Here is a 25,316-nt window from a genome sequence, read left to right on the forward strand (position 1 = left end):
CGATGGGTTTCATCCGCAGGCGCGCCCCCAGCGCAGGAAGGCCGCGGCGTGGCAGGCCTGTTCGTCGAGCGCGGACAGCACGGCTTCCAGCACCTCGGTGGTGCTTGCCTGGCCGCCGATGTCGCGCGTGTGCGGGCCGTGCTCGAGTACCTCGGCCACGGCCGCTTCGACCGCGGCGGCTTCCTGTTCCAGGTCCAGCGAGTGACGCAGCAGCATGGCGGCGGACAGGATCGTGCCAATCGGATTGGCCACGCCCTGGCCGGCGATATCCGGTGCCGAGCCGTGGATCGGTTCGTACAGGCCGGCCTTGGCTTCGCCGATCGAGGCGGATGGCAGCAGGCCCAGTGAGCCGGCCAGCGCCGCCGCTTCGTCGGTGAGGATGTCGCCGAACAGGTTCTCGGTCACCACCACGTCGTAGCGCGATGGCTGGGTCAGCAGCAGCATGGCCATCGAATCGACCAGCTGGTGCTCCACCTTCACATCGGGATACTCAGCCGCGATGCGCTGCACCGTGCTGCGCCACAGGCGCGAGGTTTCGAGCACGTTGGCCTTGTCGACCGAGGTGACATGCTTGCGACGACCGCGCGCCAGGTTGAACGCGCGGCGCACGACGCGCTCCACCTCGGCCACGGTGTACTTGCACTCGTCGATGGCGGTATCGCTGGTGCGCGTCTTGGCGCCGAAGTAGGCGCCGCCGGTGAGCTCGCGCACGAACAGCACGTCGACGTTCTTCAGCTTTTCGTTCTTCAACGGCGACAGCGCAGCCAGCCTGGGATGCACCTGCAAGGGGCGCAGGTTGGCATACACGCCGAGCGCGGCGCGCAAGGCGAGCAGGCCCTGCTCCGGACGCACCGGCGCATTCGGGTCCGACCACTGCGGGCCGCCGACGGCGCCGAGCAGCACCGCGTCGGCTGCCTTGCAGGCCTCCAGCGAGGCGGCCGGCAAGGGTTCGCCGGTGGCGTCGATGGCGCAACCGCCAATCAGATGTTCGTCGAAATGGAAACTGTGGTCGAAGTGGGCGGCCACGGCGTCGAGCACGGTGACGGCTGCTGCGGTGACTTCAGGACCGACGCCGTCGCCCGGCAGGATGACGATCTGCGCTCTCATGCGGCTTTCTCCGTGCGTTGTTCGAAGGTGGTGATGGCATCGGCGTGCTGTTGCAGGTAGCCGAGCTGGTCGACGCCGTTGAGCAGGCAATGGCGCGCGAACGGTTCCATCTGGAAGCGGATGCGCCCGCCGTCGGGCAAGGCGATGTACTGCTCGCGCACGTCGATGCTCAGCTCGACGCCCGGATTCGCCAGCAGCCAGCGGTGTTCGGCCTCGTCCAGCACGATGGCGAGCAGGCCGTTCTTCAGCGCGTTGTTGCGGAAGATGTCCGCGATTTCGCTGCACAGCACGGCCTGGATGCCGTAATCGAGCAAAGCCCACGGCGCATGCTCGCGCGAGGAGCCACAACCAAAGTTGCGTCCCGCGACCAGGATCGAACAGCCGGCGGCCTGCGGCTGGTTCAGCGGAAACGCTGGGTTGTCGCTGCCATCCGCCTGGTAACGCCAGTCGTTGAAGCACAGCTTGCCCAGGCCGGCACGCTCGGTGGTGGTGAGGAAGCGCGCCGGGATGATGCGGTCGGTGTCGATGTTTTCGTCCAGCAGCACGGCGGTGCGGGAGTGGAGGCGGGTGATGGGGCGCATTAAAAAACCTCCGTAGCATGAACTCCCTCTCCCCTCCGGGGAGAGGGTTGGGGTGAGGGGCGGGTGCTCGCGGCAGCGCTGATCGAAGCGCGCTTTGAAGTTGGACTGAGGCAAGAGCGACCCCTCACCTCGGTCCTCTCCCCGGAGGGGAGAGGAAGAAAGGCTCGCGCGCTCATGCCGCCACCTCCGTCAAATACTCCCGCGGATCCGCAATCCGCCCCGCCAGCGCGGAAGCCGCCGCCGTCGCGGGACTGGCCAGCACCGTGCGTGCGCCCTTGCCCTGGCGGCCTTCGAAGTTGCGATTCGAGGTGCTCACGACCAATTGCCCCGGCTGCGCCAGATCGCCATTCATGGCGATGCACATCGAGCAACCCGGCACGCGCCACTCGGCGCCGGCCTCGGTGAAGACGTGATGCAGGCCTTCGCGCTCCGCATCGCGGCGCACCGCTTCGGAGCCGGGCACCACCAGCATGCGCACGCCGTCGGCGACGCGACGGCCGCGCATCACCTGGGCCGCCTCGCGCAGGTCGGACAGGCGCGAATTGGTGCAACTGCCGACGAAGACCACGTCGACCGGCGTGCCCTGCATCGGCTTGCCCGCCTCGCTGCGCATATAGTCCAGCGCGCGCTTTTCCTGCGCGTTGCGCGCGGCCGGCACCGGCGTGTCCATGGCAATTGCCATGCCCGGATGGGTGCCATAGGTGACGGTGGGGCGCACCTTGCTGGCATCGATGCGCACTTCGCGGTCGTAGCGGGCGCCGTCGTCGCTGCGCAGCGCGCGCCAGCGCGCCACGGCCGCGTCCCATGCCGCGCCTTGCGGCACGCGCGGACGGCCCTTGAGCCAGTTGAAGGTGGTGTCGTCCGGCGCGATCAGGCCTGCGCGTGCACCGGCCTCGATCGACATGTTGCACACGGTCATGCGCTCATCCATCGACATCGCTTCGATCGCTTCGCCGCGGTATTCCAGGACGTAGCCGGTGCCGCCATCGACGCCGATCTCGCCGATGATGTGCAGGATCAGATCCTTTGCGCCCACGCCCGCCGGCAGCCGACCATCCACGTGGATCGCGAAGGTCTTCGCCTTGCGTTGCAGCAGGCATTGCGTGGCCATCACATGGCCGACCTCGGTGGTGCCGATGCCGAAGGCCAGCGCGCCGAACGCACCATGCGTCGAGGTGTGGCTGTCGCCGCAGACGATGGTCATGCCCGGCTGGGTAGCGCCCAGCTCCGGACCGAACACATGCACGATGCCGCGATCGTTGCTGTCCCAGCCGTGCAGTTCGACGCCGAACTCGCGGCAGTTGGTTTCCAGTTGCGTTACCTGGGCCTTCGCTTCGGCGTTGGCGTAGGGACGCTCGCCATCGGCACTAGCGGGCAGGGTGGGGGTCGAGTGATCCAACGTGGCCAGCATGCGATCCGGGCGGCGCAGCTTCAGGCCACGCTCGCGCAGTTCGCTGAAGGCCTGCGGCGAGGTGACTTCGTGCACCAGGTGCAGGTCGATATACAGGATGGCTGGCGTATCGGTGCTTTCCGGCGCGACCACATGCGCGTCCCACACTTTCTCGAACAGGGTCTTGGCCATTACGCGGCCTCCTGTGCGGCTTCGACTTTCACCGGCGACAACCAGCCCCAGCGGTCGGGCGTGGTGCCGTCGAACAAGCCGAAGAACGCCTTCTGCAGGGCACGCGTGATTGGGCCAGGACGTCCTGCGCCCACCTGCTTGCGGTCCACCGAGCGCACCGGCGTGATCTCGGCGGCGGTACCGGTCATGAAGATCTCGTCGGCGGTGTACAGCGCTTCGCGCGGCAGGTCGCGTTCTTCCACCGCGATGCCCAACTCGCCGGCCAGGGTGATCACCGACTCGCGCGTGATGCCGGCTAGGATGCCGGCGCTGGTCGGCGGCGTCAGCAGCTTGCCGTTCTTCACCAGGAACAGGTTTTCGCCCGCGCCTTCGCTGAGCAGGCCGTTGTGGCCAAGGGCGATGCCTTCGGCATAGCCGCCGCGACGCGCTTCAAGCGCGATCAGCTGGCTGCTCAGGTAATTGCCGCCGGCCTTGGCCCAGCTCGGCAAGGTGTTTGGGGCCGGACGATGCCAGGACGACACGCAGACGTCGGCGCCGTGTTCGATCGCGTCGCCGAGGTAGGCACCCCATTCCAACGCCATGATCGCCACGTCCACCGGCGAGTCGCCCTTCGGCAGCACGCCGAGGCTGCCGGCGCCGCGGAACACGATCGGCCGCACATAGGCGGACTTCATGCGGTTGGCGCGAATCAGCTCGTGGCAGGCAGCATTGATCTCGTCTTCGCTGTAGCCGATCTCGATCTCGTAGACGCGCGCGGACTCGAACAGGCGGCGCGTGTGGTCGCCGAGACGGAAATACGCCGGGCCCTGCGGCGTGGCATACACGCGCTCGCCCTCGAACACCGAGGAGCCGTAATGCAGTGCGTGGGTGCTGACATGGACGGTCGCTTCGGTCCAGGGTTTGATCTGGCCGTTGTGCCAGAGGAAGGGCGTGGTCATCGCTAGCTCCTTGGAATTACAAACCGGCGACCGCGGCCGGCTGGGGTGCCGGTGCCTGTCGCTCGATGCGGTTGACGATGGCGAGCGCGGCGTGCGCGGTCGCTTCGATGATGTCGGTGCTGACGCCGTTGCCGCGCCAGTCGCGTTCGGCATGGCGTGCGGTGAGCTGGGCCTGGCCTTGCGCATCGCCGCCTTCGCTGACGGCGCGCACCTGGAACTGGGTGACGTCCAGTGCGGTGCCGGTGGCGCGCTCGATCGCACGCAGCACCGCATCCACCGGGCCGTCGCCAATCGCCGCTTCGCCCACTTCGTGGCCGTTGTCGTGGGTCAGGCGTACCGAGGCCGAGGCGCTGCCGCCCATATGCGAGTTGGTATTGAGCTGGGTGATGCGCCAGGGGCCGGTGGCTTCCGGATCATGGCCCAGCGCAATCGCCTCCAGGTCCTCGTCATGCACTTCGCGCTTCTTGTCGGCCAGCGCCTTGAAGCGGGCGAAGATGATGTCCATCTCGCCTTCGTCCGGCGTATGGCCCAGCACCTGGAGTCGCTGGCGCAAGGCGTGGCGGCCGGAGTGCTTGCCCAGCACCAGGCGCGTCTCGCCCATGCCCACGTCCTGCGCGTGCATGATTTCGTAGGTGCCGCGATGCTTGAGCATGCCGTGCTGGTGGATGCCCGATTCGTGCGCGAACGCGTTCTCGCCCACCACCGCCTTGTTGCGCGGCACGGCCTGACCGGTGAGCTGGGTCAGCAGGCGCGAGGTGGGATACAGCTTGCGCGTATCGATGCCGGTATCGACACCAAACAGCGGGCGGCGCACGCGCAGCGCCATCACCACTTCCTCCAGCGAGGCATTGCCGGCGCGTTCGCCGATGCCATTGATGGTGCACTCGACCTGGCGCGCGCCGGCACTGACGGCGGCCAGGCTGTTGGCGACCGCCATGCCGAGGTCGTCGTGGCAGTGTGAGGAGAAGATGACGTGCTGGTCGCGACGCACGTGCTTGAGCAGATAGGCAAAGCGCTCGGCGATTTCCGCCGGGGTCATGTAGCCGACTGTGTCCGGTGCATTGAGCGTGGTGGCGCCGGCGGCTGCCGCAGCGCTGAATACTTCGACCAGGTATTCCGGTTCGGTGCGCATGGCGTCTTCGGCCGAAAACTCCACCTCGTGGCTCAGGGTCTTCGCGCGTTCGATGGAGGCGCAGGCAGTGTCGATGACCTGCTGCTTGCTCATGCCCAGCTTGTGCTCGCGATGCAGCGGGCTGGTCGACAGGAACAGGTGGATGCGCGAGTGGTGGGCACCCTCCAGCGCGCGGCCGGTGCTTTCGATATCGCCGGTCTGGCAGCGGGCCAGGCCGCAGATGGTGGGACCGCGCAGGGCGCGGGCGATCTCCGCCACCGCGTTGAAATCATCGGGCGAGGCATGCGGAAACCCTGCCTCGATGACGTCGATGCCCAGCGCTTCCAGCGCATGCGCCATGCGCAGCTTGGCGCGACGGTCCATCGAAAAGCCGGGCGCCTGCTCGCCATCGCGCAAGGTGGTGTCGAAGATCCGCACGCGTTCGGCCGCTACGTCCGTCACGTCGCTGTTCTCGTCTGTCGGGTTGTGCTGGTGGGTCATCACTTAGCTCCGCTAGGCGCGTCGCAGGGGGCAATAAAAAACCCCGCATCCGTTACCGGGTGCGGGGTTCTTTGGTCGTATTCAGGTTCTTTCTAGTTACCTGGACACACGCCCTCAGCCCGCACCTCCGTTGGTAATAAGGAGTACGAGTACAAGGGCAAGAAGGAGGTTGTTGCGAAGTCGCAGCAGTCCCGCGACCGTCGGTAGACGGATCGGTTCGGCTATGCGGTCATGGTTGCTGCGTTGCGACATGTGATCGAACGTAAAGGGCGTCGCTACGGGTTGTCAACAGTTTCTTTTGAAATTTTTAAGGTGACGCGTTGACGATCACATTCGGACGTCCAGAAGGCCAGACACTACCAGTGCCTCCAAGGCGCTGTCGGCATCAGGCCTCGGCGAGCGACTTGAGATAGTTCGCCAGGGCGCGCCGCAGTTGGGCTTGCGCCGCATTTCGCAGGCTCGCCGGTTGCTCGTTCTGCAGTGCCACTGCGGCCTTCATCAACTGCTGTACCACCATGGCCGCAGGCCGCAGATCACCGGCCGCCAGGCCGGGGGCATGAATAGCCAGGATCTGACACAGATAGTCGCGCATGCGCTGACGTATGGTGCGGGACAGCGAAGGTGGCAGCGAGCCGGCCGCTTCGGTCAGGGCCACGAAGGAAGGATGCAGGCGGCGATAGTCGGCGAAGGTGCGGATCAAGCGTGCCGCAAGTTCCTCCGTATCCCAGCCCGAAGCCTGCGCCACCAGGCGCTCCATCCGTGCATTGAGGGCCTCGCCATGCTCGACCATCAACGCTTCGGCCAACAACTCCTTGGTGGGAAAGAATTGGTACAGCGAGCCGATGGATGCCCCTGCGCGGGCGGCAATTTCGGTCATCGTGGCGGCATCGAAACCCTTTTCGGCAAAGCAGCCGGAGGCAGCTGACAGCAGCGCCGCGACACGTTCGTGCCCACGCCGCCGTTGCGGCGAGCGTCCGGCCGGGCTTGAATTACGTGAGGCCATCCTCATAAACTCCTAGGTGAGGATATCCTCACATTGAGATCTTACCGGGCCGCTTCCAAGGCGTGAATCTCCCCTGGCGGAACGGTGCGGCGACAACGCATTAACTTTCACCCTGGCATTTTGGGCAAGCCTTGGGCTGCCACGCGATGCCAAACCACGCGGAGTTACGACCATGGACAAGCTAGACCCCGGCACGACAGCGCTGGTGCTGATCGATCTGCAAAAAGGCATCGGCCCGTACGCCGGCGGCCCGCATACCGCGCAGGAGGTATTCGAGCGCGGAGGCCGCCTGGCCGCGCGTTTCCGCGAACTGAACGCCCCGGTGGCGCTGGTGCGCGTGGGCTGGTCTGCCGACGGCGGCGACGCCCCCCGTCAGCCGGTGGACGCGCCGATGGGCAAGGGTCCGCTGCCGGCCGACTGGTGGGATTTTGCCGAGCAGCTGGCATTGGCCGATAGCGACATCCTGATCACCAAGCGCCAGTGGGGTGCGTTCTACGGCACCGAGCTCGATCTGCAGCTGCGTCGCCGGGGCATCAAGCGCATCGTGCTCGGTGGCATCAGCACCAATATCGGCGTGGAATCGACGGCCCGCTTCGGTTGGGAACTGGGTTACGAGCTGGTCCTGGTCGAGGATGCCATGAGCTCCAGCAGCGCCGAGCATCACCAGTTCGCGGTGGAGAACATCTTTCCGCGCTTGGGCCTGGTGAGGTCGACGGCGGATGTGTTGAGCGCGCTGGGCTAAGCGTTGCCGAGCGGCGCGCCCTCGCTTTCACTCCTTCTCCCCGGAGGGGAGAAGGTTGGGATGAGGGGCCGTGCTCGCGATTACAACTCAATTGAGCGTGGCGGCCAGCTTGCCGCCTACGCAAGGGCGGCCGAATCGCTCGCTGGATCACAGCCTTGGGGGGAAGTGCTCAAGCCGCAACCCTTCCCCTCAACCACCCCTTGAACACCTCATCCTCCGCGGCCAACGGCTCCGCCGTAGCCCGCCTCTCCAGCATCGCGGCCAAGGCCGGCGGCACCTCCGGCGCGAAGCCCAGCAACGGTTCCAGCACCGTCTCGAACTTGGCCGGATGCGCCGTGGCGACCACCGCCCAGGCGGAGTCGTCTTCGGGCAATCCGTCCAGTACGTGCATGGCCGTGGCGGTGTGCGGGCACAACAGCTCGTGGTGGTTCCGCGCGTGACGAACGATGGTTTCCGCGATGCCATCGTCATCCACGCTACTCGCGTGCAGTTCGGCGCGCAGTTCCGCGTCGTAGGGAAAGGTCCAGCGCAGGCGTTCGAAATTGCTGGGGGCGCCCACGTCCATGGCGTTGGCCAGGGTGGCGATGGCGGGGCGGGGCAGGTACGGGTCGCCTGCGAAGTAGTCGGGGACGGTCAGGTTGGCATTGCAGGCCAGATGGATCTCGCCGATCGGCAAGCCCATTTCGCGTACCCACACGCAGGCTAACGCATTGCCCAGGTTGCCGGTGGGCACGATAAAGCTCAGCGGCGTGCGCTGGCGGCGCCACCAGCCCAGCGCGCTATGCGCGTAATAGCTCATCTGCGGCAACAGTCGGCCCAGGCTGATGCTGTTGGCCGAGGACAGCGGCACCTGCGCTTGCAGGGCCTCGTCGTTCAGCGCCGACTTCACCATGCGCTGGCAGTCGTCGAAACTGCCGGCCACGCGCAAGGCCTGCACGTTGTCGCCGAAGCAGCCGAGCTGATGCGCTTGTCGCGGTGAGACACGGCCATCGGGGTAGAGAATCACCACGCGCACGCCAGGCTGGCGATGGAAAGCGGCAGCGACGGCAGCACCGGTGTCGCCGGAGGTGGCGACCAGCATCGTGAGCGGTGGCGCGCCCGGCGGGCGCAAGCGCCGAAAGCAGGCCGCCAGGAAGCGCGCGCCAACGTCCTTGAAAGCCGCGCTAGGGCCGTGGAAGAGTTCCAGCATCGTGGCACTCCTGCGCTGAGGTAGGGGGCGCAAGGGCACCTCGAAATTCAGCGCTTCGTGGCAGATGTCGGGCAGAGCATCGGCCAAGGCGTTGCCGGCGAAAAACGGGGTGAGCAAGGTCACCGCCGTGTCTGCCAGCGCTCCGTGCGGATCGAAGTTGGCGGGATCGAGGCGGGGCAGTGCCTCCGGTACATACAGGCCGCCATCGGGCGCCAGGCCGGCCGCGATGACTTCGTTGATGCGGGCAGCGTGATGGCCGCCGCGCGTGCTCCGGTAAAGCAGCGGCTCCCTCATGCCGCGTTCTCCTCGATGAGATTCGCCGCCGGTCCGTTGATGGGCGAGACGAACGGGTCGCTGGCAATGCCGGCTTCGGCAAACGCGGCAACCATCGCGGATGCGGCGTGTTCGGCGTCCTCGCGGCGCTCGTACCAGCCAAACACGCTGGGACCGCCGCCGGAGATGCTGGCGCCGAGGGCGCGGTGATCCAGTGCCGCCTGCTTTACCCGTGCAAAAGCGGGCACGAGCGGCGCGCGGCGTGGTTCCACCAACACGTCCTTGAGTCCTTCGCGTACCAGTGCGGCATCGCCGCGATGACAGCCGACCAGAACCAGCGCGAGATTTGCGTGTTGCGCCACCACGTCGCGCAATGCGAAACCGTCAGCCAGCACGGCACGCGACTCCCGCGTCTCCAGCACCACATGCGGGTGCACCAGGGCGCAATGCCAGGCGTCGGGTACGGGCAGGCGCAACAGGCGCTCGCGCGTGGCCAGTACCAGCCCCCCCAGCAACATGGGGCCGAGGTTGTCACCATGACGGCTGCCGCTGGCCACCACCTCGCCGTCGAGCGCAAAGCCATACAGCGACTCGCGCGGAAGCGGGCGCTCGAGCAGCGCGTTGGCGGCTACCAGGGCCGCCACGCATGAAGCGGCGGAGCCGCCCATGCCGGAGCCGAGCGCGATGCCCTTGTAGAGTTCCAGTTCGAAACCGTGGCGTAGGCCCAGTGCCTTGCGCAGCGAGAGCAGGGCCGCACCGGCCGTGTTGTGGCTCGCTTCCAGTGGAAGGCCAGCGACGCAGCCATGGATGGCGGCGATACGCACGGTGGGTTCATCGATGCGTCGCACCACCGCACGATCGCCGGCGCCAGCGACGCTATGTCCGAGGATGTCGAAACCTACCGCTACGTTGCCCACGCTGGCATAGGCCATCGCCTGCGCGCTCAGCGCGCGCTGCGGGGCTGGCATCGGGTCGACCAGTTGCGCATTCATGCCCGCACCTCGAGCCCTTCGGCAATACGCAGCAGATCAGCGAACACGCCGGCGGCCGTGACTTCCGGTCCGGCACCAGGGCCCTGCACCAGCATCGGGTTTTCGCGATAGCGATGGGTGGTGAACTGCACGATGTTGTCGGTGAGTCGCGTATGGGCGAAGGGGTGCGCTGCCGGTAATACAGCGAGCCGCACGCTGGCATGTCCATGCGCATCGAGGCTGGCGACATGACGCAGTACACCGCTCTGTGCCCTGGCCTTGGCGAGCCGCGCAGCCATCGGCGCGTCCAGGTATTCAAGATGTTCCATCACCGCATCAGCCGACAGGGTGGCGAGTTCCGGCGGTACCAGGCTTTCCACGTCTACTTCCTCCAACGAGAGCGACCAGCCCGCTTCGCGCGCCAGGATCACTAGTTTGCGCGCCACGTCCAGGCCAGACAAATCGTCGCGCGGATCAGGCTCGGTGTAGCCCAGCGCATGCGCTTCGCGCACCAGGGCGGAAAACGGGCGGCTGCCGTCATAACGATGACAAAGCCAGGCCAGCGTGCCGGAGAACATGCCTTCGACGGCGAGCAAGTCGTCGCCGGTGTCGAGCAGGTCGCGCAGTGTTTGGACCACCGGCAAGCCAGCACAGACCGTGGCTTCGTAGCGGAAGCGCGTGCCCACGCCGCACGCCGAGCGGATCGCCTGCAGTCGCCGCATCGGGCCGCTGCCGGCCAGTTTGTTCGGCGTCACCACGTGCAGGCCGGCTGCCAGCCAGTCCGCATAACGTGAGGCCACTGCGTCGCTGGCGCTGCAATCGATCAACAGTGCATGGCGCCCATCATTGCCGCGCACATGGGCGGCAAACTCGTCGAGATCGCTGGGGCGCCAGGTCTGCGCGCTGTCATGGCGGCCGTTGAGTTCCGGGTCATCGGCATCCAGCCACATGCGACGGCTGGCGGCGACACCGCAGAGTTTAAGTTCCAGTCCGGAGCGTGCCAGGCGAGGCTGCGCGGTTCGCAGCTGCTCAAGCAGGGCGCTGCCGACACGGCCGGGTCCGATCAGGCCCACGGCGAGCACGCGTTGACGTGCGGTGATCGTCGGCAGCGCCCTGGCATGTGGCGGTAGCGACGGTTGTTCGGCAGATGGCGATGCAGCAAGGTTCACGGTGGCCTCCAGGTTGGGGCCCGTGCTCGCTGGCGGTCTCGGTGGTGTAACCCGGCCCGCCTCATCGAGGGCGGGGCCGTTGCGTTGGTTACTTACTCGCGCACGGACTCCCACCCCGACCCGGTGGTAATAGTGGTCGTGGTGGTGGTGGCAAGCGTCATGGTGTCGGCGCCAAGCAGCATCCGACCGGCGGGAGCCGGACAGAAAACGATGCGTGCTGGTGCGGATAGCGGCGACATGGAACCGACCTTAGGTCGATTGCTGCACTGCAGTCAACAGGTACAAATGAAACTTTGGACGGCCAAGCGCATGGCCTTCGTTCTTCGGTACGCGGTCAGTCGCCCCGCCGCCAGCGCGGCGGTTCGCCTTTCAGCCAGCAGACCAGGGTAAGCAGGACGCAAAGCACCCCGGCGTAGACGAGGAAGTAGCCGTTCGCATGCTGCGGCCGAAAATAAGCGCCGCCTGCTCCCATCAGCATCACGAAGGCGAGTATCACCAGCCAGCCCTGCCAGGTGGTGGGCAAACCCCAACCCCAGCCGTAACGCTTGGCGGGAAACCAGTACTTTTTTTCGTCAGCCATGCTGTTGAGCATCCTGGGTTGATAGGTCGCGCGGCGGCGGAGTCTACGCCGACTCGAGGCGGCCACAAGTGCTGGCGAAGCGGCGCGCATAATTGCCTTTGCGCGCCGTGGCGTTCACCTAATGAGCGAGATCGATGGCGTAAAGCGCCGTGCCGTCGCCGTTGTCCTTGAGTTCGCGAACGGCGGTGACGCCGAGCTCGCGTGCCAGCTGCTGCTTGCCGGCGGCGTCCTTGAACACTACCTCGCCGCGCGTCTTCAGCGGCGCGAACTGCCACGACGTCGCCGGCAGGTCCTTGGCGCCGATATCCTGGCGGGCTTGCAGCCACCTGGCCAGGATCTCGCGGGCGCCGTCCGGTGCCGCCAGCACGATGCTCTTGCCGTCCAGGCCGGGGAAGTTGCCGCCGCCGCTGGCGCGGTAGTTGTTGGTGGCGACGATGAACTGCTGCTCTGGCGTCACCGGCTTGCCCTTCCAGCTGAGCTTGGCGATGCGCTCGCCGGCCGGGCGTGACACATCGATGACGTAGGTGATATCGCCCTGGATCTGGTCGAAATTGAAGCCGGGGTAATGCTCATTGAGCAGCCACTGCTGGCCTTCCTTGCCCGGGTCGATGCGGTTGAAGCGTTCGGCCGACTTCTCCAGCCAGGCCTTGAGGCCGGCGCCGTCGATCTTCACGGCAGCGAGGGTGTTCGGATAGAAGTAGAGGTCGGCGGCGCTGCGCAGGGTGAGCGGGCCGGGCGCCACGTCGGTGTAGTCGTCCGGGCCGCCAAAGCCGGTGCGGAACGCAGCGGCAGCGGACAGTACCGGCAGCTTGGCCAGCTCCGGGTGCGACTTGGGCAGCTCGCGCTGCACGTAGTCACGCATGGCCGCGTTGATCGGCGCCAGCGCGGTCATATTGCCCACGTCGGCGAAGTAGCTGCTCATACGCACGCGGGTCTGGCCGATCGGAGTGTTCACGTAGGCCACGGCGGCCCGGTGCGGCTGCGCCACCAGCGGCGCGATGGCTGGGTCGGCAGGTACACATTCGCCTTTCTTCGGACAAATCGCGCGCACTTCGCTATGCGTCTGGCTCTTGTCGATCACCCAGCGGCCGTCCTGGCGATCCAGTCCCAGCTGGATGACGCCGAGATCCTTGCCGAAAAAGCCGCCCATCACCGCCGGGACGCCGCGCACGAAGCCACGTTCGGCATCCACGTCCTGCATGCCGGCATAGCGCGGCCCGGGGAATTCGGTGTGGGCGTGGCCAAGCAGCAGCACGTCGATGCCGGGTACGGCGGCGAGGTGCCAGCCGCCGTTCTCCATCGACGAGGTATAGGTGTCGCTGTTGAGGCCGCCGTGCAGGATGGCCACGACCAGGTCGGGGTGCTGGGCCTGCAACTCGGGCAAGTATTTCCTGGCCGCTTCGACCACGCCGGTCACCGTGACCTTGCCGGCCAGGTTCTGCTTGTCCCACTCCATGATCGGCGGCGGCGTGAAGCCGATGATGCCGATCTTCAGCGGTACGCTATGCGTGCTGCCATCGGGCGCGGTGACGCGGATGTCCTTCTGCACCACCGTCCACGGCTTGAAGAGCGGGGCGCCGTCGCGCGCGCTGTACACATTGGCCAGCACCAGCGGGAAGTGCGGGCCGGCGCAGCGCTCGCTGCGGCCGCCTTCCACGTTCATGGGCGTACCGGTGACCTGGGACAGGAAGCCCAGGCCGTAGTTGAACTCGTGGTTGCCGGCGGTACCGCCGTCGTAGCCGAGCGCGTCCATGGCGCGGTAAATGCCCAGCTCCTCGTCGCAGCCGATGGTCTTGACCTGGGCCTGGTAGTCCGCCAGCACGCTGCCCTGGATGGTGTCGCCGCTGTCGAACAGGAAGCTGTTGGGGTACTGGGCGCGGGCGCGCCGGATCAGGGTGGCGGTGCGCTCGTAGCCCATCGAGTCGTCTTCGCGCTGCTTGTAATAGTCGTAGCTGAGCACGTTGGCGTGGACGTCGGTGGTTTCCAGGATGGCCACCTGCGCCCGACTGCCCTCCATGACGGTGGTCGTCTTGGGCGTCTGGCTGGCGCAGCCGGCCAGCACGGCCACGGTCAGGGCGGCGAGGGGGAGCAAGCGAGGGGTCATGCGGCAGTCCGTATGGGGCGAGCAGGGCGGGCAAGCTAGCAGATCCGGGTGACGGCTTGCCGGGCGCAACGCCGGCTGAACCGTTCGCTGCCGCCGCTGGCCGTTGCCTGCGGTTGTGTTTGTGACGACGGCAAGTCCGTAGAATTGCACCCAGATGACACCGGGGCCAAACAGGGGGCCTGTCCGTTTATGCCACGACAATCGCTACGCTTCGTGCGGAAAAGTGCGGCATGGCTGTGTGCAGCAGGCTTCTTCCTGTTCTGCATCAGCATGACTGCCTTGCGCGAGCCCGACCTGCTACAGCAGGCCTTCGTGATCGCGCTGATGGTATGCGCCTTTGGCATGTTGCTGTTCGCCTTCGCGCGGCCGGCCACGGCGCTGGTGGTCAGCGGCGGCCTGTTCCTTGGGCTCAACTTCCTGTCGGTACTGAAGCTGCGCTATCTCGATTCGCCGCTGATGCCGGCGGATTTCGTCTATTACGCGCGCAGCAGCCTGCTGGAGACGTTGGGCCATTACCCGCACCTGTACGGCCTGGCCCTCGTCGTGGGTGTGGTGACGCCGCTGGTGTTGTGGGTTATCTGGCGTGGGGATCGCCGCGTACTGGCGCATTTGAGCCCGAGCCGAGCCCTGGTCACTCGCGTCGGTGGCGTGGCGCTATGGGCTTTGGCGTTCTGGGTATGCCTGCTGCCGAACGGTCCGTTTGCCCAGGTGCACGCAAGGAACGTGTGGGAGAAGCTCTCCGACGATGCCCAGATCACCAACTTCTTCGTCAACTTCAGCGATTCGGACGTCCGCCTGCCCGAGCTGGGTGACGATACGGTAGCCGAGCAGGAGTGGGGGCCCACGGCGGCCGTCGAACCTTCGGCCGGCCCGCATTCGGCCGCGGACTACCCGGACATCGTGCAGGTGCTGGAAGAGAGCACCTTCAATCCGTCCAACTTCACCCAGTGCAATATCCCCGAGTGCCGGGTCCAGCTGTTCAAGACCGATGCGCGTACCCGCGCCACCGGACCGATGCGCGTGCATACCTTTGGCGGCGGTACCTGGGTGAGCGAATTCGCCACCTTGACCGGCATGCCGCAGGACATTTTTGGCCCGGGCGGCATGTACGCGCCCTATGTGCTCGCGCCGCACGTGCAGGACAGCCTGCCCCGGCAACTGCAGCGGCTGGGTTATCTCACGGTGGCGATCTACCCGACCAACGGCAGCTTCCTCAATGGCCGCAACGCGTACACGGCCTACGGCTTCGACCAGTTCTACGACGCCGGCCAATTGGGCCTGACCGAGTGGGAAGAGAGCGATGCGCAGATGTTCGCCGCGGCCAAGCGCATCTACGACAAGGTGAAGAAGCCGGGCCAGCCGGTCTTCGTGATGATCCTGACCCTGGCGCAGCATGGCCCGCACGACACCGATCCGCTGTCGTCGCTGCCGGCACCGTTCAACAAGGGCCTGCTGAAAGGCCTGCCGACGCGCGAATCGCTCAACTTCAACACCTACCTGTCCAACCTGCACAACTCCGACGTGGCGATGCGCGGGCTGGAGCACGACTTCCTTGATCGTGCGCAGCCGACTGTCATCGTGCATTTCGGCGACCACCAGCCGTCCTTCAGCGGACTGATTCGCGACATGCCGCGGACCTGGCCAACGGCGCTGGGGCAGTACAAGGACTACCTCACCTATTACATGATCAAGAGCAATTTCCAGGGCGCGCCGCTGCCGCATTACCCGATGCTCGATATCGCCCTGCTGCCGAGCATGGTGTTGCAGGCTGCCGACTTGCCGACCGACCCCTACTTTTCCGCGGCGATCGCGCTGCGCACGCGCTGCAACGGGCTATACACGGATTGCGCGCAGCCGGAGCTGGTGAAGTCGTATCACGCGTGGATTTTTGATCGGCTGCACGTGTATCAGTGAAGGTGCCTGCTTCTGCTTCCTCTCCCCTCCGGGGAGAGGGAGCGAGGGCTTAGACCTCGTAGCGCACGCCGCCCACCCAGGTTTCGCGCGTCACCAGCCCATCATCGAGCACGGCGAAGTCCGCCCGCTGCCCGGCCACCAGGCGACCCTGCGTGCGATCCAGCCCCAACCACGCGGCGGGATAACTGCTGGCCATGCGCGACGCTTCCGCCAAGGGCAGGCCGACCATGTTCACCAGGTTGCGCACACCCGTCGCCATATCCAGCGCGGAGCCGGCGAGCACACCGGCGTCACTCTGGCAGATGCCGTCGCGCACAATGATGGTCTGGCCATTGAGCACGTACTCCGGGCTGTCCGAACCGACCGGCGGCATCGCGTCGGTGACCAGCACGCTCTTGCCGCGCGCCTTCGCCGCGATGGCCACGCGCAAGGCGACTGGATGCACATGATGGCCATCGGCAATCAGCCCGCACCAACTGTGCGGATCGTCCAGTGCGGCACCGACTACGCCGGGCTCACGGCTGCCTAGCGGGGTCATCGCGTTATACAGGTGGGTGAAGCCGCACACACCGGCATCGAGCGCGGCGCGCGTAGTCGTGTAGTCGGCAGCGGTATGTCCCGCCACCACGATGACGCCGGCCTCACTGAGCTGTCGGATGGTGTCGAGTGGCACTTCTTCCACCGCCAGCGTCAGCATCACCACGCCACGGCGGTGGCGCGTGATCGCCGCGATATCGTCCGCATCGGGCAGGCGGAACAGCTTGGCGTCGTGAATGCCCTTGCGTGCGGTGGCCAGGAACGGGCCTTCCAGGTGGATGCCGAGCACGCCGGGCACGCCTTGCTCGATCGCCGCATCTACGGCGTCGAGCGCCTTGTGCATGATCTCGGCGGTGTCGGTGATCAGGGTGGGCAGGAAGCCGGTGGTGCCGAACTTGCGATGCGCGGCACCGATCGTCCGCAGTGCATCCACCGTTGGCTCGGCGTTGAACAGCACGCCGCCGCCGCCATTGACCTGCACGTCGATAAAGCCGGGCACCAACAGCCGACCTCTCAGGTCGTGCGTCTTCGCACTGGCGACGCGAGGATCGTTCGCGTGCGTGATCGCTTCGATCCGTTCACCGCGCATCAGCACCGCCAGGCCGTCCTGCGGACCGTGATCGGCAAGTACGCGACCGTTGATAAGCGCAATGAGGGCTTGCGGCGTGGCCATTACATGGTCTCCGTGACCTTGCGCAGATGCGGCGGGACGTCGGGATCGTAGCCCCGCGCCAGCGACAGCGCACTGGCAGCGCGATAGAAACTCTGCACGGCCAGCAGCGGCGCGACGATGGCATCGATACCGGAAGGCAGTGGCAGCGTGCCCGGCTCGGTGCTGCCTGGCGCGGCCAGCCACACGCGGGCACCGCGTGCGCGGAATTCGCGCGCCACCGCCACGGTGTTCTCGAGCGTGCCGTCATCCTGGGCAAAGAACAGCACCGGGAAGCCATCGCCGACCAGCGCCATCGGACCGTGTTTCACTTCGGCGGCGCTGAACGCTTCGGCATGCAGACCGCAGGTTTCCTTAAGCTTGAGCGCCGCTTCCAGCGCCGCGCCGAAGCCATAGCCGCGACCCACCACGAACAGGTTGCACGCATCGCGCAGGCCATCGGTGAGCGCGCTCCAATCCGAATCCCAGCCACGACGCAGGTCGTCCGGCAGGCGCGCCACGGCCGCGTGCAGTGAGGCGTCGTCGCTCCAGTGCGCGGTGAGCTGAAGAATTGCCGCGAGCGTGGCGAGATAACTCTTGGTCGCGGCCACGCTCAGCTCGGGGCCGGCGCGCAGCGGAATCACCGTGTGGGCGAGCGCGGCCAGCGGCGAGTCTTCCACGTTGACCAGGGCCAGCACCTGCGCACCCGCATCCTTGGCCGCCTGCGCGCTGCGCAGCAGGTCCGGGCTCTTGCCAGACTGCGAGATGGCCACGAACAGGGCGCCTTCCAGATTCAGGTCGGCATCGTAGATCGACGAGATCGACGGCGACGCCGATGCAGTGATCAGGCCAAGGCGCGTTTCGAACACATACTTGGCATAGGCAGCCGCATGATCGGAGCTGCCGCGTGCGCAGGTGACGATGAAGCGCGGCGGCTTCGCGCGCAGTTGTTCGCCCAGCGACTTGAGCACGTCGGCGTTTTCACGCAGCTGGCGCTCGACCACCGCGGCCGACTCGTGAGCCTCGCGGAACATCAGGGTGGAACTGGCTTCTTTCATGGCTATCTCGATGGCTTGCGTGTGGGCGCCGGCCGCGGGAGAGGGCGTGCTGGCGCGCGCCTCAACCTTTGCGCGGCGCCGATGTGGGTGGCGGCGCGGTGGAACCGCGAACCACCAGTTCGGGAATGAAGCATTCGTTGGACGGCATGTCGGCAGCGGTACCGGCCTTGTGTTGCAGCTCGGCCATCAGCTGCAAGGCAGCATGCTGGCCGATCTCGCTGGTCGACTGGCGTGCGGTGGTCAGCGCTGGCCACGCCTGCTTGGAGAACGGGCTGTCCTCGAAGCCGGCGATGGAAAGATTCCACGGCACGTCCATGCCGCTGGAGCGCGCGGCCGCGAGCACGCCCGCGGCGATTTCGTCGTTGCTGCCGAAGATCGCGGTCGGCGGATCCTTCAGCGCGAGCAATTTGCGCGCGCCACGAAAGCCATCGTCGAACGCGTAGCGACCGGGCAGCACCAGCTTCTTGTCGAGTGGCACGCCGTAGTCCTTCAGCGCGTCGGCGTAACCCTGGTAGCGCTCCGGGCTGGAACGATGGTGCGGTTCGCCCCACAGGAAGCCGATGCGCGTGTGACCAAGCTGGATCAGGTGTTCGGTGATCGCATACGCCGCACTGCGGTCGTCGATGTAGACGCAGGGCGAGCCGTCATGCGGGTCTTCGCGCGAGGAAATGATGCGCACGAAGCTGATGTCGTTCTCGGTCAGCTGGGCGATCAGGTCCGCCTGTTCGGACATCGGCGGCGCCAGCACGAGGCCGGCGAGACGATTGCGCTCGACCAGCGAACAAAGTTCGTCCGCAAGATCCGGTGACGACGCATCGCAGGGATGGATCAGCAGGCCATAGCCGCGCTGGCGGCAGGCCGACAACACGCCGTCCTGCATGCTGATCACGTAATGCGCGTTGGGGTTGTCGTAGACCAGGCCAATCGCATACGCATGCGTGCTGCGCAGGCCGCGCGCCGAGAGATTGGGCTGGTAGCCCAGCGCCTCGATCGCGCGTTCGACCTTTTCACGCGTATCCGCGCGTACCGAGGCCTCCCGGTTGATCACGCGTGAGACCGTTTTGAGCGAAACGCCCGAACGCTTGGCGACGTCCTTGATGGTGGGGTTGCGCAACAGGGGAACTCCGGCAGAACGGGAAGGGCATCGTAGCCCAGCGGATAGGTGCGGGTCGGCGGCGTGACGTCTGGTTCGCCGCCTTGCCCACTCAGGCGAGGTGTTGGCCTACACGATGACCCTTCAAACCGTAATAAAGGATGTAGAGGTAGCAGGGCACCATCAGCACCAGGAATACCAGCTGGAAGTTGAAATGCTGTTTCAGGTGCACGAACAGTTGCGGCACCAGCGCACCGCCGGCGATGGCCATGATGAGCAGGGCCGAACCGCGCTCGGTGAGCTTGCCAAGCCCCTTGATCGCGAGCGGAAAGATCGCCGGCCACATCATCGCGTTGGCAAATCCCAGGGCGGCAACGAAGGCCACCGAGGCATAGCCGTGGGTGACATAGGCACCGACCGTGAACAGCACGCCCAGCACGGCCGATGCGGCGAGATAGCCCTGTTGCGAGATCACGCGCGGGATAAGGGCCAGGCCAGCGAGATAACCCACCAGCATCGCCACCAGGGTGAACGAGGTGAAGTGCTTGGTCTCATCCAGCGGCAGCCCGAAGCCCTGGCCGTAGGTGCCGATGGCGTCGCCGGCCATCACTTCCACGCCGACATAGAGGAACAGGCACAGCACGCCCAGCCATAGATGCGGAAAGCTGAAGATGCCGCCCTTGGCGTGGCCGATCTCCGCTTCGCTGTTGGCACCCGACGGCTTGATCTCCGGTAGCGACGAGCGCACCACCCAGATCGCCAGCAGCACCAGCAGGCCCGCCATGATCATGTACGGCATGTGCACCTTGGCGGCGAACGCATTGAGCAGCGCCTCGCGTGCTTCGGGCGTGGGCGCCGCCTTGACTTGCTGGTCGAACGTATCGATTCCCGACAGCACGAGCGCACCAAAGACGAACGGCGCCAGTGCGCCTGCAATCTTGTTGCAGATGCCCATGAAGGCAATGCGCTGCGCCGCGCTGTCGATCGGACCGAGGATGCTGATGTACGGGTTGGAAGCCGTCTGCAACAGCGCGAGCCCCGCGCCAATCACGAACAGGCCGACCAGTGCGCCGTAGAAGACCCGCATGCTGACGAACTGGCCGAACATCACCGCGCCGATGGCCATGACGAACAGGCCAAGGCCCATGCCCTTTTTCATGCCCGTGCGGCGAAGCACGCTCGACGACGGAATGGCCAGGAAGAAGTACGAGAAGTAGAACACCAGCGGCACCAGGAAGGCCGACACGTCGTCCACGTTGAAAGCGAGCTTGACGAAGGTGATCAGCGGGCCGTTGAGCCATGTGACGAAGCCGAAGATGAAGAACAGCACGCCGATGATCAGCATCGGTACCAGGCTGGAAGAGCGCGACTCGCCGGCGGCGAGCGATGTTGACGACATGGTGTAAGGACTCCCCGCGGGTTTCCGATGACTGACTGCATGGCCGATGGCCATGACTTCCCCGCGCTGTTTATCCGCGTTAACTAGCAACGTTGTCAATTACTGTCGCCTCGTTGTCAGGCGCCGTGCTGGCCGTATACCCCACATGGTACGCCGACACCTGCCGTCCATGGCGCGCCGCCGCAAACCATTGTCGAGCGCTGTCATTTGGCCGTCAAACCGCGCCAGCCCGGTATTCATGCGGTTTTAACAAGTACGTCCTGCATAGCGTCTCAATGCCATTGGTGCACCGCAGCACGCACCTTTGGCGACTAGGAAAAATGTCCTGTTGACAACGTTGTCATCCATTCCCAGACTCCGGCCAAAACAAGCCACGTTTGACAAGGGCGTGACGAACACATGACGGGAGGGAATGTGGGGGAAGTGGCCAACCACGGCAGTGCGCGCAAGCTGGCGACGCAGGGCGATGTGTTTCTCGCGGCCGACGTCGGCGGTACGCATGCGCGCATCGGGCTGGTAAGCCAGCACCCGGATGGCCAGCGGCCCGTCACCGTGCTGCAGTACCACCGTTACGCCTGCGCCGACTGGCCGAGCCTGACCGCGGTGCTGAAGGACTTCGTCGACCAGCTCGATCGTTCCGTCCATGTGCATCGCTGTGCGGTGGCCAGCGCCGGCTATGTACTGGGCGACGCCATCGTCAACGACAACCTGCCCTGGCCGGTGTCCATCCGGGACATTCGTGACAGCCTCGGCATCGACCAGCTCGCGGTCATCAACGATTTCGAAGCGGTGGCTTATGCCACGCAGTTCCTGGCCCAGGCCGACACCACGCCGGTGATCGAGACCACGGCGGCACCTGCCGTCGGTCCCGTGCTGGTGATGGGTCCTGGCACGGGGCTTGGCTCGGCCGTGCTGCTGCCGGGCCACCCGCGCGCCACCGTGCTGGCCACCGAAGCAGGGCAGATCGCGCTGGCGCCGGGCAATGAACGCGAAATCGAGATCCTGCGCTATCTCGCGCGCGATCGCGCCTACGTGTCGTTCGAGCACGCCCTGTCCGGTCCGGGCCTGCTCAATCTTTATCGCGCGATCTGCGACCTGAGCAAACAGGCTCCGACGCTGACCGTGCCCAGCCAGGTGACCCAGGCCGCGCTCGATCGCAGCGATGCCGCGGCCGTCGAGGCGCTGGATGTGTTCTGCAGTCTGCTCGGCAGTTTTGTCGGCGACTTGGTGCTGCTTTATGGCGCGCGCGGTGGCGTGTTCCTGGCCGGCGGCATCCTGCCGCAGATCCGCGATGTGCTGCTCGCCAGCAACTTCCGGCAGCGCTTCTTCAACAAGGGCGTGATGCGCGCCTTCTTGCAGCAGGTTCCTGTACGACTGATGGAGCACGGCCAACTCGGCGTGATTGGCGCAGCCGGACTGTATCTGGATGGCCAGCACCCGAGCTTGGGGGAGAACGCAGCACCAACGTAACACCGCAGATTCGTAGCACTGAACCGGGCATTGAGCCCAGACAGCCACGTAGCAGCCGGACGACCCACATACATCCGCTGCCGATATGCCTTCGAGGGGAGGAAACCATGTCACACCGCAAAACACTGCTAGCAGTAAGCATCATCACCGGTCTCTGTTTGGCTGGCTCGCTTCACGCGCAAGACGCCACCAAGCCGTCCGGTCCCGCCGCAGCGCCGGCGCAATCGACCGACCAGCAGGCCAGCGCCGACCAGGCCCAGGCCAAGCAGCTCGCCACCGTGACCGTGACCGGCATCCGCGCCAGCTTGCAGGCGTCGATGGATACCAAGCGCAACGCCGACGCCATCGTCGACGCCGTTACCGCGCTGGATATCGGCAAGTTCCCGGCCAGCAACGTGGCTGAAGCACTGGCGCAGATTCCGGGCGTGACGCTGGACCGCCAGCTCGGTGCGACGCAGCGCGTCAGCATCAACGGCATGGACCCCAGCCTCAACCTGACCCTGCTCGATGGCCATCCGGTCGCACAGGCGGTGTGGTTGTACGACGACAGCCCGAACCGCGGCTTCAACTTCTCGCTGCTGTCGCCGGAAGTGATCGGCGCCATCGAGGTCTACAAGAGCATCGAGGCTCGCCTGCCGGAAGGCGCGATGGGCGGCCTCATCAACATGCACACGGTCAGGCCGCTTGATGCGCCTTCGAACACGGTTTCCGGTTCGGTCGGCATCAACTACAACGACATGGTGGACAGCACCCGTCCATCTGCCTCGATCTTCTACAACTGGCACAACGCCGACAAGACCTTTGGTTTCAACGTCTCGGCGCAGCACTTCGAGCAGTTCAACAATCGCGAAGGCCTGGAGAACTACGGCTATTCCAGCGTTGCTTCGGTGAACACCGCAGCGCTCGCCAAGGGCAACAACGCGATCCAGAACGAGCTGAATGCGGGCACCATCAAGCCCACGGACATGATGCCGAACCAGGTTGCCGCCACCAACTTCCAGCAGGTCGAGAAGCGTGACAGCATCACCACGAACTTCGAGTGGGCGCCGACGCAGTCCTTCACCAGCAACCTGAACCTGATGTACTCCAGGGACAACCTGGACAACGTCAACCAGTCGATGTATCCGTGGGCCACAAACAGCCCGGCCGGCATCACCTCGCTGACCGAAGGCCCGAACGGCATCATCACCAGTGGCACCCAGGCTGGTACGCCGTGCCTGAACAGCACCAACTGCACCAGCACTGCACACACCTTCACCGACAACAATGCGCGCATCTCGCATGTCACCACCAAGGGCGCCGACCTGCAGCTCGATTACAAGGGTGACGGCTGGCAGCTGCACGGTCAGGGCGGCGTAAGCGACTCGCGCAACCCGATGCAGCAGGCCGTGAAGGAAATCTTCTACGGCGGTGCCTTCAACTGGAGCCTGAGCCAGGGCCCGCAGTTCACCGATCCGTCCACGGCCAACAATCCCAACTACTGGGCTGACAACGGCTGGGGCGGCAACCTGGGTAAGGAGCTGTACAAGGCCCGCGACGGCTACGGCCAGCTCGACTTCACCAAGGACTTCGACAGCTTCCTCAACAGCGTGCAGGTCGGCGCTCGTTATGTTGACCACACCGAAAGCCAGACGCTCAACGTCTACACGGGCGCGCAAACGCTCACCCTCAACCAGATCGGCTTCGGTGGCCTGAGCAACCTGCAGGGTTCGCGCGATCTGGGCCTGAGCCAGAGCTCGATCGAGCACGTGCAGACCATGGGCCAGCAGGCGATCTTCGACGCCGTTACCAATTCGCCTGGCTTCGGCTCGGCGACCGATCCGAACTCGTTCTGGGACAACACCTTCGCGGTTCAGCAGAAGAACACGTCGGGCTACCTGCAGGCGAACTTCGGCAACGACAACCTGCGCGGCAATGTCGGCGTGCGCTACGTGCATACCGAAAACAGCAGCAGCGGCTGGGTCATTCCGGCTTCGTGCGCCTCTGCAGACGTGTATCCGTGCAATTTCCCGGCTGGCTTCGGCTATATCACCCAGAACAGTTCGCGTAACAACTGGCTGCCGGCACTCAACATCGCCTATAACGTCACGCCGGACATCATCCTGCGCGGCGCTGGCTCGGAAACCATTGCCTACGCACCGTTCAACCAGATGGCGCCGTACTTCGCCGCCAACGACACCGTGCTCACGGCCGTCGCTGGTAACCCGAATCTGAGTCCGTATCGTTCGGTCAACTGGGACGGTTCGGCCGAGTGGTATTTCGACCCGCACTCCGTCGTGGCCGTGTCGTTCTTCTACAAGAACGTGCTCAACTACATCGTCAATGCAGCGACGATGCAGGAGCGCGTGAACGGCTCCTGGACGCTGCCGGGTTACCAGATCAATGCCGCGTCGTTGATCGCCACCGGCCAGTGCACCACGGCTGGTATCTGTAACTACAACGTCACCGCACCGGTTGACGGTGGCGGCGCCACGGTCAAGGGCGGCACCTTGGCCTACCAGCAGGCGTACGCCTACGGCTTCGGTCTGCGTGCCAACTACACGTACTCCGACGCGCATACCAACAACAACGGCGCGCTGCCGTACAACTCCAAGAACTCGTACACCATCGCGCCGTATTACGAGGAAGGCCCGTACAGCGCCAGCGTTGCCTACAGCTACCGCTCCAGCTACCTCGCCGGCGGTTATGTGGCTGGCGCACCGGCGACTTACATCGACGGCTTCAAGGAGCTGGATGCCACCCTGGGTTACCAGATCAACCAGTACCTGTCGCTCAACCTCAACATGCTCAACCTGCTCAACTCCAAGTACTACGCGTACCTGGGCAGCAAGACGCAGATGTCGGCCGAGTACGTCACGGGCCGCCAGTTCATGCTGAAGCTGCAGTTCAAGCTGTAAGGCTGCCATCCGCGGTTCGAGGGGCCTGGTCTTGGCCAGGCCCCTTCGAGGAACGGGAACCCGCGGGTGCGACCGTGTAAGCGTCGCATCGGTGCCGTCGTCAGGACGGTTGATCGCCACCAGGCGCCAACTGGCCTATCGGAAAGCACACTTCCCATCCTTGGCCTTTCGAAGACCAGCGGCGTCAATGCCGGTCGTGGACTCGGACCCGCCACGTCCACGATCGACCTGGCACGCAAGTCATCGAGAGGAGAAGTTCGCCACGGAATCAAGGTGAGCAGCGTGACACTCTTGTCCTGCGACGAGGGCTTACGCGGCAACGGTTCCGTGCTTGATCATCGTTTGCGTTTGCACCACTTCCACGTTTCATCAGGAACTTTGAAGCCGTTGGCTTCCCTCCCCACGGGCCTGGCAGTCTTGCCAGGTCCGATTTTTCTTCCGGGACCCT

The 25,316-nt window shown here is 65.5% G+C and carries 20 protein-coding genes; 4 read left to right on the forward strand and 16 right to left on the reverse strand.

Annotated elements, in window-relative coordinates; genetic code table 11:
• Positions 1-9 precede the first annotated feature (9 nt).
• The 6 genes from leuB to OUZ49_RS11370 form a co-directional block, all read right to left on the reverse strand.
• The gene (gene leuB / locus OUZ49_RS11345) at positions 10-1,107 is read right to left on the reverse strand and encodes a 3-isopropylmalate dehydrogenase (protein ID WP_266150519.1); all 1,098 of its coding nucleotides are present in this window, start codon (positions 1,105-1,107) and stop codon (positions 10-12) included.
• Entirely contained in the window at positions 1,104-1,688 is a 585-nt protein-coding gene (gene leuD / locus OUZ49_RS11350; RefSeq protein WP_266150520.1) for a 3-isopropylmalate dehydratase small subunit, read from the reverse strand. The genes leuB and leuD overlap by 4 nt, the downstream gene beginning before the upstream one ends.
• A 172-nt stretch (positions 1,689-1,860) precedes the next feature.
• A complete protein-coding gene (leuC, locus tag OUZ49_RS11355) occupies positions 1,861-3,270 on the reverse strand; it encodes a 3-isopropylmalate dehydratase large subunit (RefSeq protein WP_266150522.1) in 1,410 nt (469 codons plus the stop codon).
• Positions 3,270-4,208, reverse strand: a complete 939-nt coding sequence (locus OUZ49_RS11360; protein WP_266150523.1) for a branched-chain amino acid transaminase — start codon at positions 4,206-4,208, stop codon at positions 3,270-3,272. Before OUZ49_RS11360 ends, leuC begins: the two co-directional genes overlap by 1 nt.
• Positions 4,209-4,224: 16 nt before the next feature.
• On the reverse strand, positions 4,225-5,820 hold the full coding sequence (locus OUZ49_RS11365; RefSeq protein WP_266150524.1) for a 2-isopropylmalate synthase: 1,596 nt from the start codon (positions 5,818-5,820) through the stop codon (positions 4,225-4,227).
• Positions 5,821-6,205: 385 nt separating this feature from the next.
• On the reverse strand, positions 6,206-6,823 hold the full coding sequence (locus tag OUZ49_RS11370; RefSeq protein WP_266150525.1) for a TetR/AcrR family transcriptional regulator: 618 nt from the start codon (positions 6,821-6,823) through the stop codon (positions 6,206-6,208).
• 172 nt (positions 6,824-6,995) lie between these two features.
• Here OUZ49_RS11370 and OUZ49_RS11375 point away from each other — a divergent pair, with 172 nt between their 5' ends.
• Positions 6,996-7,565, forward strand: a complete 570-nt coding sequence (locus OUZ49_RS11375) for a hydrolase (protein ID WP_266150526.1) — start codon at positions 6,996-6,998, stop codon at positions 7,563-7,565.
• Positions 7,566-7,734: 169 nt separating this feature from the next.
• On the opposite strand, the gene thrC is transcribed toward OUZ49_RS11375, so the two are convergent.
• The 6 genes from thrC to OUZ49_RS11405 form a co-directional block, all read right to left on the reverse strand.
• Positions 7,735-9,048 (reverse strand): threonine synthase, encoded by a 1,314-nt coding sequence (thrC, locus tag OUZ49_RS11380; protein ID WP_266150527.1) that lies wholly within the window; start codon positions 9,046-9,048, stop codon positions 7,735-7,737.
• Entirely contained in the window at positions 9,045-10,019 is a 975-nt protein-coding gene (locus tag OUZ49_RS11385) for a homoserine kinase (RefSeq protein ID WP_266150528.1), read from the reverse strand. The genes thrC and OUZ49_RS11385 overlap by 4 nt, the downstream gene beginning before the upstream one ends.
• Positions 10,016-11,167, reverse strand: coding sequence for a homoserine dehydrogenase family protein (locus tag OUZ49_RS11390; protein WP_266150529.1), 1,152 nt, complete (start codon positions 11,165-11,167; stop codon positions 10,016-10,018). Before OUZ49_RS11390 ends, OUZ49_RS11385 begins: the two co-directional genes overlap by 4 nt.
• A 92-nt stretch (positions 11,168-11,259) precedes the next feature.
• Positions 11,260-11,406, reverse strand: coding sequence for a hypothetical protein (locus tag OUZ49_RS11395; RefSeq protein ID WP_266150530.1), 147 nt, complete (start codon positions 11,404-11,406; stop codon positions 11,260-11,262).
• Positions 11,407-11,501: 95 nt separating this feature from the next.
• Complete coding sequence (locus OUZ49_RS11400; protein WP_266150531.1) at positions 11,502-11,747, reverse strand: hypothetical protein; 246 nt, start codon at positions 11,745-11,747, stop codon at positions 11,502-11,504.
• Between the two features lie 118 nt (positions 11,748-11,865).
• Positions 11,866-13,851 carry a bifunctional 2',3'-cyclic-nucleotide 2'-phosphodiesterase/3'-nucleotidase gene (locus OUZ49_RS11405; protein WP_266150532.1) on the reverse strand — a complete coding sequence of 662 codons (1,986 nt, stop codon included), beginning with the start codon at positions 13,849-13,851 and terminating at the stop codon, positions 11,866-11,868.
• Between the two features lie 270 nt (positions 13,852-14,121).
• On the opposite strand from OUZ49_RS11405, the gene OUZ49_RS11410 reads away from it, so the two are divergent.
• Entirely contained in the window at positions 14,122-15,765 is a 1,644-nt protein-coding gene (locus OUZ49_RS11410) for an LTA synthase family protein (RefSeq protein WP_323134931.1), read from the forward strand.
• A gap of 49 nt (positions 15,766-15,814) precedes the next feature.
• Here the strand turns inward: OUZ49_RS11410 and nagA are convergent, their stop codons facing one another.
• From nagA to OUZ49_RS11430, 4 genes are all read right to left on the reverse strand, one after another.
• Positions 15,815-16,975: an N-acetylglucosamine-6-phosphate deacetylase gene (gene nagA, locus OUZ49_RS11415; RefSeq protein ID WP_266150534.1), complete on the reverse strand. Its 1,161-nt coding sequence runs from the start codon at positions 16,973-16,975 to the stop codon at positions 15,815-15,817.
• On the reverse strand, positions 16,975-18,015 hold the full coding sequence (locus tag OUZ49_RS11420) for an SIS domain-containing protein (protein ID WP_266150800.1): 1,041 nt from the start codon (positions 18,013-18,015) through the stop codon (positions 16,975-16,977). Before OUZ49_RS11420 ends, nagA begins: the two co-directional genes overlap by 1 nt.
• A gap of 55 nt (positions 18,016-18,070) precedes the next feature.
• The gene (locus OUZ49_RS11425; RefSeq protein ID WP_266150535.1) at positions 18,071-19,123 is read right to left on the reverse strand and encodes a LacI family DNA-binding transcriptional regulator; all 1,053 of its coding nucleotides are present in this window, start codon (positions 19,121-19,123) and stop codon (positions 18,071-18,073) included.
• Positions 19,124-19,214: 91 nt separating this feature from the next.
• Positions 19,215-20,501: a sugar MFS transporter gene (locus OUZ49_RS11430; RefSeq protein ID WP_266150536.1), complete on the reverse strand. Its 1,287-nt coding sequence runs from the start codon at positions 20,499-20,501 to the stop codon at positions 19,215-19,217.
• 399 nt (positions 20,502-20,900) lie between these two features.
• Here OUZ49_RS11430 and glk point away from each other — a divergent pair, with 399 nt between their 5' ends.
• Together glk and OUZ49_RS11440 are read left to right on the forward strand one after the other, a co-directional pair.
• Entirely contained in the window at positions 20,901-21,971 is a 1,071-nt protein-coding gene (gene glk, locus OUZ49_RS11435; protein WP_266150537.1) for a glucokinase, read from the forward strand.
• Between the two features lie 107 nt (positions 21,972-22,078).
• Entirely contained in the window at positions 22,079-24,868 is a 2,790-nt protein-coding gene (locus OUZ49_RS11440; RefSeq protein ID WP_266150538.1) for a TonB-dependent receptor, read from the forward strand.
• Positions 24,869-25,316: the final 448 nt, after the last annotated feature.

The sequence above is a fragment of the Dyella halodurans genome, from assembly GCF_026283925.1.
Taxonomy (GTDB): domain Bacteria; phylum Pseudomonadota; class Gammaproteobacteria; order Xanthomonadales; family Rhodanobacteraceae; genus Dyella; species Dyella halodurans.